Origin of the sequence: Methylobacterium sp. J-070 (genome assembly GCF_022829385.1) — a bacterium.
GTDB lineage: Bacteria > Pseudomonadota > Alphaproteobacteria > Rhizobiales > Beijerinckiaceae > Methylobacterium.
On record NZ_JAKSXX010000093.1, the window covers coordinates 1 to 1,213 of the forward strand.

The 1,213-nt window shown below is 62.2% G+C and carries 1 protein-coding gene; it reads right to left on the reverse strand.

From position 1 onward, the window contains the following. Positions 1-363 (reverse strand): hypothetical protein (locus tag MKL01_RS06830; protein ID WP_243904464.1); only part of this gene is annotated, 363 nt, incomplete at its 3' end. Positions 364-1,213: the final 850 nt, after the last annotated feature.

Consider the following 1,213-nt stretch of genomic DNA (forward strand, 5'->3'; position numbering starts at 1 on the left):
GGGATGATGCTCGGACCGGTCGTGGTTCATGTGGCACCTCTGGCAGAAGGCAGAGAGGTTGGTGGATGAATTGTTAGAGGTGTAGTGATAAAGGTGAGAGGAAGAAAGAAAAAAATTAGTAAAAATGAAAAAGGAAAAGAGATAGTAGTGGATATGTGGGCTGGTGGGCTGTGGGGGGTTGGGGTTGCTGAGGGGGGATAGATAGAGGTAAAAAAAGAGGACATACGAGAGGCAGTAGACCTTCTGCCCGTGTGGTCGCCCACACCCCTCGCAGCAGCCACCAGCCCGCCGGAACCGGATCACCGCCGAGAGCTGCGGCCAGTCGATGGGGTAGAAGAAGCGGTGCTCGGGCCGGATCGGCATGGGGGCGCACTGTGCCACCTGGCGTGGAGAAAGCGTAGCGGTAAGGCGTTGGCTCGTTCGATGGTTTAGGTCTGACGCTTCGCGTGAGTGGCTGCAGGCAGCGAACTAGCCTGAGCAAGGCGGCGGCGGCGGTCCCTCCCGGGACAAGACGAACCATGCGATGCCCGCGAGAAGGGCGCAGACCAGTAACCCGAGGAACCAGCCCGAGTGAGGCGGCAGGCCGGCTGGCATCCGAACAGGCGGCGGCTGCGGCGTGCCCTGCGCCCAAGCGCTCGATGGCCCTACGATCATGCCCGCGGCGAATAGCCGAGAGGGGCTGGTCAACAGCTTGCTCCGCATCTGCCCTCCGGTCCGGCGTGCGGTCGATCAGGGGAACCAAGTCGGCGGCGGTCCGTGTTCCATAGATACTCGCGATGCGGAGATAATGCCGATGGTCAACCCTGGCATGCCCAATCCCGGCGGTCCCGATCTGCCGACACCCGACGAGTCGCCGCCGACCGAACCCGTACCCGGCCACCCGCCGATGCCGGCTCCCGCACCTGATCCGGTACCCGGTAATCCGGTCGGACCAGATCTCGTGCCAGGAGACCCGATCGGTCCTGGAACGCTCATCTAAGGCTAGCCGGTCAAGTGACAGAAAGCGGCGAGGTAACGCCGTTCTCGATCAGCGGCTGACACCTGACCCCCGTACTCCCCCGTTACTTCCTATCAGCGGCTGACACGAGCTTCCGGACAGCGGGCAATTCAGATCTGGGTGATCAGGGCTTGTGCCTTGCCGTGTGCGCCTCATTCGGTCCGACGTCGGGCGCCGCAACGCTTAGGCTTGATGAACCTTGAATATACACGCCAG